The sequence below is a fragment of the Caenispirillum bisanense genome (assembly GCF_039523075.1).
Lineage (GTDB): Bacteria > Pseudomonadota > Alphaproteobacteria > Rhodospirillales > Rhodospirillaceae > Caenispirillum > Caenispirillum bisanense.
Genome location: NZ_BAAAEP010000089.1, coordinates 1 through 8324 on the forward strand (window position 1 = coordinate 1; position 8324 = coordinate 8324).

Below are 8324 nucleotides of genomic sequence, written 5' to 3' on the forward strand. Positions count from 1 at the left end.
CGGATCCCCGACGGCCGCGGTGCTGGTGGTGGTTGTGCTGGAGGGGTTGTCATGTCGGTCGGCGGGAACGCTGGTCATGGCTCCTCGTCAGTCTGGTTGCCCCACGGAAACCACCGCCTGCCCCCGATGGCGAAAAGCGGTGGCATTACAGAACGCTTCACCCCTAAAGCGTCTCCGGCCGGATAGGTTCCGTGCGCGATTTCGCTCTGGTTTCCATTGGCCCCCTCCCCCTATAATCCGCCGCCATGCGACTGATCACTCGATACATCCTCCGCCAGGTCGTGCTCGGAACCCTGCTGGTCTCGGCGGGGCTGGCGGTCATTCTGTGGCTGTCCCAGTCGCTGCGGCTGGTGGAAATGATCATCAGCAAGGGCCTCGGCCTCGGCATGTTCGTGAAGATGACCATGCTGCTGATGCCGAGCTTCCTGGTCATCGTGTTCCCCATCGCCCTGTTCGCCGTCATCCTGTTCACCTACAACCGGCTGAACGGCGACCGCGAGCTGGTGGTGATGCGGGCCGTCGGCCTCGGCCCCTTCGGGCTGGCCATGCCGGCGCTGGTGGTGGGGCTGGCGCTGACGCTGCTGTGCTATGCCCTCACCCTCTACATCTCGCCCATGTCGGTCGGGGCCTTCCGCGAAATGCGCTGGCAGGTGCGCAACGACCTGACCCAGGTGCTGGTGCAGGAAGGCGCCTTCACCGAGATCGAGACCGGCATGACGGTCTACGTCCGCCAGCGCGGCCCCAACGACGAACTGCTCGGCATCCTCATCCACGACAACCGCGACCCCGCCCGCCCGGTCACCGTCATGGCCGACCGCGGCGCCCTGCTCAACGCGCCGGAAGGGCCGCGGGTGCTGATGGAAAACGGCAATCGCCAGGAGGTGGAGGTCGGCACCGGCCGCATGTCGCTGCTGTACTTCGACCGCCACGTCATGGAACTGGGCAAGACCGGCGAGCAGACGGCGCCGCGCTTCCGCGATGCCCGCGAGCGCATGACCGGCGAGCTGCTGGCGACCACCACCGAGAACTCCGGCCTTGACCCCGAGAACGTGCGCAAGTTCCACGTCGAGGCCCACCAGCGCCTCGCCAGCCCGCTGTTCAACCTGACCTTCGCGCTGATGGCCGCCGCCGCCGTGCTGACCGGGTCGTTCAACCGCCGCGGCAACGGCCGCCGCATCCTGGTGGCCATCGGCGCCATGGTGGCGGTGCAGGTGATCGGTCTCGCCGCCATCAACGGCGCCGCCGCCAGCGAACTGCTGATGCCGCTGATCTATGCCACCGCCATCGTGCCGGGCATGATCGCCATCGCCATTCTGTTCAGAGCCACCACCGTAACCGCCGGGCCGCGCGCAACGGCTGCCGTCACTGGGGAGGGATGATGACACGACGGTTTACGGGGCCGCTGACCCTGACGGCCGGCCTCGCCGCGCTGCTGGCCGATACGGGCAGCGCTGCCGCTTCGCAGCTTGGTCCGGGCTGGCAGCCCTCCCGCCCGCTGTGGGAGACGCAGCAGGCGCAGGCGCCGGCGATGCAGGTGCAAGCCCAGGCTCAGGCCCCGGTGCAGCCGGTGACGGTGGTGCCGGTCGCCGCCACCACCGACCGGCTGGAAGCCGCAACGGCCGCCGAGCCGGTGGTCAACGGCGCGCTGGAGACGACGGCCCCGGCGGTCACCGCCGCCCCGCCGGCCGCCGGCACGGTGCCCCCCGTGGCGACCGAGGCGCTGCGCCGACAGGCAGACGGCGGCGTGCTGGCGCCCGACATCGGCGCCGCCGGCCGCAACCTCCACGCCCTGCCCCGCCCCTACGCGCCGCCGCAGGTGCCGCCGACCGAGGCGGACGAGCCGCGCACCTCGGTGGTCGCCCGCGAGCTGGCCTATGACGATGCCGCCGAGGTGGTCACCGCCACCGGCGAGGTGGAACTGATCCACGAAGGCCGCGTCCTGCGCGCCAACACGGTCCGTTACGACACCGTCGCCGACAAGGTTTCGGCCGAGGGCGAGGTCGTGCTGATGGAGACTGACGGCAGCGTCTACTTCTTCGATTACGCCGAACTGACCGGCGACATGAAGGAAGGCTTCGCCCGCCAGGTCACCATCCTGCTGGCAGACCGCTCCCGCGCCACCAGCGAGGAGATGGCCCGCGCCAACGACGTCAACATCATGCGGCGCGCCATCTACACCGCCTGCGACCCGTGCAAGGACCCCAACGCCGCGCCGCTGTGGCGCCTGCGCGCCAACGAGGTCACCCACGACGAGACGGAAAAGACCATCACCTACACCGATGCGTGGCTGGAGGTGGCCGGTCTGCCGGTGTTCTACACGCCCTATCTGTCCCACCCGGACCCGACGGTGAAGCGCAAGTCGGGCGTCATGCCGCCGACCTACCGGCAGTCGACCGAACTCGGCACCCAAATCACCGTCCCCTATTATTACGTCATCGACGACCAGCAGGACGCCGAAGTGGCTGTACGCTACACCTCCATCGAAGGGCCGGTGCTGGAAGCGGCCTACAGCGGCCTCTACTCCAGCGGCGAGGCGCGGGCGGCGGGCAGCATCACCAACGATGCCGACGGCACCACCCGCGGCCACATCAAGAGCGAACTGATGTGGCACTTCGACGAAACCTGGCGCGGCGGCTGGGACGTGCAGCTGTCGTCCGACGATACCTACATGCGCAAGTACCGCTACGGCACCGAGGCCTGGCTGGTGAGCGAAGGCTTCCTGGAAGGCTTCAGCCGCCGCTCCTTCGCCCGTGGCCGCGGCCTGTTCTTCCAGGAAATGCGCACCAATTCCGAGCCCGAGCGAGTGCCGGTGGTGCTGCCGGAGCTGACCTACGCCTTCAGCAGCCGGCCGGAGGACAACGGCAGCTACTGGACCTTCGACGCCAGCACCGTCGCCCTGACGCGCGAGGACGGCACCGATACCCGCCGCGCCTCGATGGAAGCGGCCTATTACCACCCCTACTACGGCTCCATGGGCGACATCACCGAGTTCATGGTGTCGCTGCGCGGCGATGCCTACAGCATCGACGAGGCGGAAAACCCGCTCTACCGCGACGTGGAAGGCGGCTTCACCGGCCGCTTCGTGCCCACCGCCGGCTTCACCTGGCGGTGGCCGCTGGCGCGCGACAACGGCTGGTTCCGCGAGGTGCTGGAACCCATCGCCTCGGCCTACATCAGCCCCAACAACGGCCGCAACAACCGCCTGCCCAACGAAGACAGCCAGGACTTCGAGTTCGACGCCACCAACCTGTTCGACCGCAACCGCTTCGCCGGCTGGGACCGGGTGGAGACGGGGGCGCGCGTCAACTACGGCGTCCAGTGGTCGGCCTATTGGCCCGAGGGCGAGAGCGTGTCGCTGCTGCTGGGCCAGAGCCACCACTTCGACGACACCAACCAGGGCTTCGGCACCAACGGCTCGGGCTCGTCCGATTACGTCGGGCGTATTGGCGCCGAGGTGGCACCCTACCTCAACCTCGGCTACCGCTTCCGCCTGGATCGCGACGATTTCGTGATGCGGCGACAGGAACTGTCAATTATTGCCGGTGTGCCGGCGCTGCGAGTGGGTGCTAACTACCTACAGTCGTCGCCCGAAAGCGCGGCGCAGGATCGCTTTGGCGACCGTGAGCAGGTGGTGCTCAGCGCCACGTCAAAGGTCTCGCGCTACTGGACACTGTTCGGCAATACTACCTTGAGCCTAACCGGTGACGATGACACCCTGAAGTCCGGGTTCGGCGCGATCTACGACGACGAATGCCTGACCTTCGTCGCCCAGTTCCAGCAGAACCTCACCGAGGACCGCGACTACGAAGGCGGCAACGAACTCATACTCCGGGTGGTGTTCAAGACCCTCGGCGAGATCGATGTCGGCAGTTCCGGCTCGGCCGGTCAACGATGATGCAGCAGCAGAACGCCGTCCAGGGAAACCAACCGTCCATGACCGTCACCCACCGCACCGCCGCCCCGTCGATCCGCGCCACCGCCCGCCGCACCGGCCGCCGCCTGGCGCTGACCCTCGCCCTCGGCACGGCCGCGGTAGCGGCGGCGCCGCTGCTGCCGGCCGGGCCGCTGGCGCCGGTGGCCGCCGCCCAGAACATCCAGAACATCCAGCGCATCGCGGCGGTGGTGAACGACGACGTCATCTCCCTGCGCGACATCCTGGCGCGCATGGATTTCGTCATCGCCACCTCCAACCTGCCCGACAGCCAGGAAGTGCGTCAGCGCCTGCTGCCGCAGGTGCTGCAGGGGCTGATCATCGAAACCCTGAAGATGCAGGAAGCCAAGCGCCTCGGCATCCAGGTCAACCAGGGCGAACTGACCGAGGGCATCCGCCAGGTCGAGAGCCAGAACCGCATGCCGCCGGGCTCCTTCCTGCCCAGCCTGCAGAACCGCGGAATCCCCGCCGCCACCTTCGAACGGCAGATCCGCGCCGAAATCTCGTGGATCAAGGTGGTGCGCTCCTCCCTCTCCGGGCAGGTGACGGTCAGCGACACCGAGGTCCAGGCCCGCGCCGAGCAGCTGCGCCAGTCGGTCGGCAAGCCCGAGGGACTGCTGGCCCAGATCTACCTGCCGGTGGATGATCCGCTGCGCGAAGGCGAGGTGCGGCAGGTGGCCGAGCGCCTGGCCGCCCAGATCCGCGGCGGCGCCAACTTCGTCGCCCTGGCGCAGCAGTTCAGCCAGGACCCCACGGCCGCCAAGGGCGGCGACATGGGCTGGGTGCCGCTCGGCAACCTGGAGCCGGAACTGCGCGAGATGGTGGAGCGCACGGAGAACAACCGCCTGACCGACCCGGTGCGCACCGCCGCCGGCTACACCATCATGCTGGTGCGCGACAAGCGCATCGCCGGCGACCGCGCCGCCGCCGTCGGCACCACCATGTCGCTGGTGCAGGTGTCGCTGCCGACCACCGGCGCCCGCACCATGGCGCCGGAACAGCGCGCCGCCCTCAGCCAGCGGGCCACCGCCACCACCTCCTGCGATGCCATGGAAGCCCTGGCGCGCGAAGTCGGCACCCCCGGCTCCAGCCGCATCGAGGGCCTCAGCCCCAACGACCTGCCGCCGGCCCTGGCCGCCGCCATCGACGACCTGCCGCTGGAAACGCCGAGCCGCGTGGTGCCGGTGCCGGGGGCGGAGGTCATCGTCATGGTCTGCGAGCGCAGCGAACGCAGCGCCCTGGACGACGAGGAAATCCGCCGTCAGATCGAGAACGAGAAGCTGGAAGTGCTGGCCGAGCGCCGGCTGCGCGACCTGCGCCGCAACGCCCTGATCGACGTGCGGCTGTGACCGCTGCCGCAGCCGGTGCCGGCAACGGCGGCCCGTCGGGAGACAGCGCCATGACCACCGCGGTTCCGCCGCTGGCCGTGACCATGGGCGAGCCCGCCGGCATCGGCGGCGACATCACCCTGGCCGCCTATGCCGCCCAGGCCGCCGGCCGGCTGCCGCCGCTGCCGCCGTTCTTCGTGCTGGACGATGCCGCCCGCCTGCGGGCGCTGGCGCAGCGCCTGGGGCTGGCGGTGACGGTGGCCGAGATCGCCGCGCCCGAGGATGCCGCGGCGGTGTTCCCCGGTGCCCTGCCGGTGCTGCCGCAGCCGCTTGCCGCCGCCGTCGAGCCCGGCCGCCCCGATCCCGCCAATGCCGCCGCCGTGCTGGCGGCCATCGAGCGCGCGGTTGACCTGACCCGCGCCGGCCGCGCCGGCGGCGTCGTCACCAACCCCATCAACAAGGCGGTGCTCAAGGCGGCCGGCTTCCGCCACCCCGGCCATACCGAGTTCCTGGCCGAACTGGCCGGCGGCGTGACGCCGGTGATGATGCTGGCCTGCCCGCAGCTGCGGGTGGTGCCGGTGACCATCCACCTGTCGCTGCGCGATGCCGTCGCGTCGCTGCGGCAGGAGACCATCGTCGAGCTGGGCCGCCTGACCGCCGCCGGCCTGCGCGACAGCTTCGCCATCGCCCGGCCACGGCTGGCGGTGGCCGCCCTCAACCCCCATGGCGGCGAAGGCGGCGTCATGGGGCGGGAGGAAATCGACATCATCGCCCCGGCGGTGGCGCAGCTGCAGGCCGACGGCATCGACGCCTTCGGCCCGGCGCCCACCGACACCCTGTTCCACCCTGCCGCCCGCGCGCGCTTCGACGCCGCCCTGTGCATGACCCACGACCACGCCCTGATCCCCCTCAAGACCATCGACTTCGCCGGCGGCGTCAACGTCACCCTCGGCCTGCCCTTCGTGCGCACCTCGCCCGACCACGGCACCGCCTTCGACATCGCCGGCACCGGCGCCGCCGACTGCACCAGCCTGATCGCCGCCCTGCGCATGGCCGCCGACATGGCCGAAGCCCGCCGCCGGAGCACCGCGCCGTGAGCGGCGGCGAGGACCTGGCCGCCGACGGCCTGCCGCCGCTGCGCGACGTCATCGCCCGCCACGAGCTGGCGGCGAAGAAGAGCCTCGGCCAGAACTTCCTGCTCGACCTCAACCTCACCGGCCGCATCGCCCGCGCCGCCGGCGCCATCGACCAGGGCACGGTGATCGAGATCGGCCCCGGCCCCGGCGGCCTCACCCGTGCCCTGCTGGCGGCCGGCGCCCGCAAGGTGATCGCCGTCGAGCGCGACCAGCGGGTGCTGCCGGCCCTGGCCGAGATCGCCGCCCGCTGGCCGGGCCGGCTGGAGGTGATCGAGGGCGACGCCCTGGAGGTCGACATCGCCGCCCTGGGCGACGGGCCGCGCCGCATCGTCGCCAACCTGCCCTACAACGTGGCGACACCGCTGCTCATCGGCTGGCTGCACCGGCTGGATGCCTTCGCCGGCATGACGCTGATGTTCCAGAAGGAAGTGGTGGACCGTCTGGCCGCCCGCCCGCGCACCAAGGACTACGGCCGGCTGTCGGTGATCACCCAGTGGCTGTGCCATGTGGAGCCGCTGTTCGACATCAACCCGCGCGCCTTCACCCCGCCGCCCAAGGTAGTGTCGACGGTGGTGCAACTGACGCCCCGCGCCACGCCCCTGTGCCCGGCCGACTTCGCCACCCTGGAGAAGGTCACCGCCGCCGCCTTCGGTCAGCGCCGCAAGATGCTGCGCGCCAGCCTGCGCAGCCTGGGCGGCGACGGCGAAGCCCTGTGCGCCGCCGCCGGCGTGCTGCCGACGGCGCGGGCGGAGGAACTGACGGTGGAGCAGTTCTGCGCCATCGCGCGCACCCTGGCAGGATAATTCCATTCCCACGGGAAGATTCCCGTCTGACTCGCTGGTCAGGATATACCCTATCGCGGTGCAATATCCTTTTTGACGGCTCCCCTTATACCTCCCGCGGGTGTCACGGTGCCCTTATGGGAGTGCGTCCGGCAGCCCGCGCGGCGGCCGGCGAGGGAGAGGGGGATCGGGTCATGGCCCACACGTATTTCTTTTCGAACGTCACCGCCGTATTGGCCGACGAGGACCGGGCGCGCCTGCAGGTCATCCGGTCGACGCTGCATTACCTGGGCTTCCGCGACGTCACCTGGGGCCACAGCCTGGGTGAACTGCGGGATCTGGCGGAAAGCCGGCGGCCGGACCTGATCATCGCCTCGCACGACCTGCCGGGCGGCAGCACCGCCCAGTACCTGCAGCAGATCCGCCGCGGCCGCACCGCCACCGATCCCTTCACGCCGATCATCGCCGTGCTGTCGGAGGCCTCGCCCGACGCGGTGCGGCGGGGCATCGATTCCGGCGCCGACGACCTGCTCATCCACCCCTGGCCGACCGGCTACCTGGACGGCCGGCTGGAAAAGCTCATCCACGGCCGCAAGTCCTTCGTCGTCAGCGCCGACTACGTCGGGCCGGATCGCCGCGCCAAGGCCCGGCCGGGACCGCAGGCGGCCGTCCTGACGCCGCCCAACGTGCTGGAAGCCAAGGCCCTGCGCCGCCAGCCCGACGAGGCGGTGGCGGCGGAGCTGGCGGCCTGCCGGCGGGCGCTGGAAAGCCATCGCCTGCAGGCGCTCGCCACCCTGTGCGTGCGACTGGTGGAGGATGTGGAGGCGATGAATGCCCGCCAGCAGCTGGCGGACCCGCTGGCCGCCACCCAGCTGCGCCGCCTGCGCGCGGCGGCCGAGGATGCCGCCCGGCTGGCGGTGCAGACTCCGTCCGCCGGGGCGGCCATCGCCTTCACCTTCCAGGACATGGCCCGCCACGCCGGCCTGTGCGGCGACGCCCTGACCTGCGGCCGCATCGCCAGCATCGGCGACCTGGGCCAGCTGCGCGATACGGTGGCGGCGGCCTTCCGCATCGAAACCGCCCTGCTGCTCGACCAGCCGACCGAGGCGGCGCCGGGGCCGGCCACGGCCACGACCACGGTCACGCC

The 8324-nt window shown here is 70.7% G+C and carries 6 protein-coding genes; all 6 read left to right on the forward strand.

Features of this window, described 5'->3' with window-relative positions:
• Positions 1–245: 245 nt before the first annotated feature.
• Positions 246–1379 (forward strand): LPS export ABC transporter permease LptF, encoded by a 1134-nt coding sequence (lptF, locus tag ABD056_RS21990; RefSeq protein WP_343870337.1) that lies wholly within the window; start codon positions 246–248, stop codon positions 1377–1379.
• Positions 1379–3895 (forward strand): LPS-assembly protein LptD, encoded by a 2517-nt coding sequence (locus ABD056_RS21995; protein WP_343870339.1) that lies wholly within the window; start codon positions 1379–1381, stop codon positions 3893–3895. The genes lptF and ABD056_RS21995 overlap by 1 nt, the downstream gene beginning before the upstream one ends.
• 38 nt (positions 3896–3933) lie before the next feature.
• Entirely contained in the window at positions 3934–5280 is a 1347-nt protein-coding gene (locus ABD056_RS22000) for a peptidylprolyl isomerase (protein ID WP_343870341.1), read from the forward strand.
• 50 nt (positions 5281–5330) lie between these two features.
• Complete coding sequence (pdxA, locus tag ABD056_RS22005; protein WP_343870343.1) at positions 5331–6356, forward strand: 4-hydroxythreonine-4-phosphate dehydrogenase PdxA; 1026 nt, start codon at positions 5331–5333, stop codon at positions 6354–6356.
• Positions 6353–7198 (forward strand): 16S rRNA (adenine(1518)-N(6)/adenine(1519)-N(6))-dimethyltransferase RsmA, encoded by an 846-nt coding sequence (gene rsmA / locus ABD056_RS22010; RefSeq protein ID WP_343870345.1) that lies wholly within the window; start codon positions 6353–6355, stop codon positions 7196–7198. The genes pdxA and rsmA overlap by 4 nt, the downstream gene beginning before the upstream one ends.
• A gap of 173 nt (positions 7199–7371) precedes the next feature.
• The coding region (locus tag ABD056_RS22015) for a response regulator (RefSeq protein ID WP_343870346.1) at positions 7372–8324 on the forward strand (953 nt) is incomplete at its 3' end.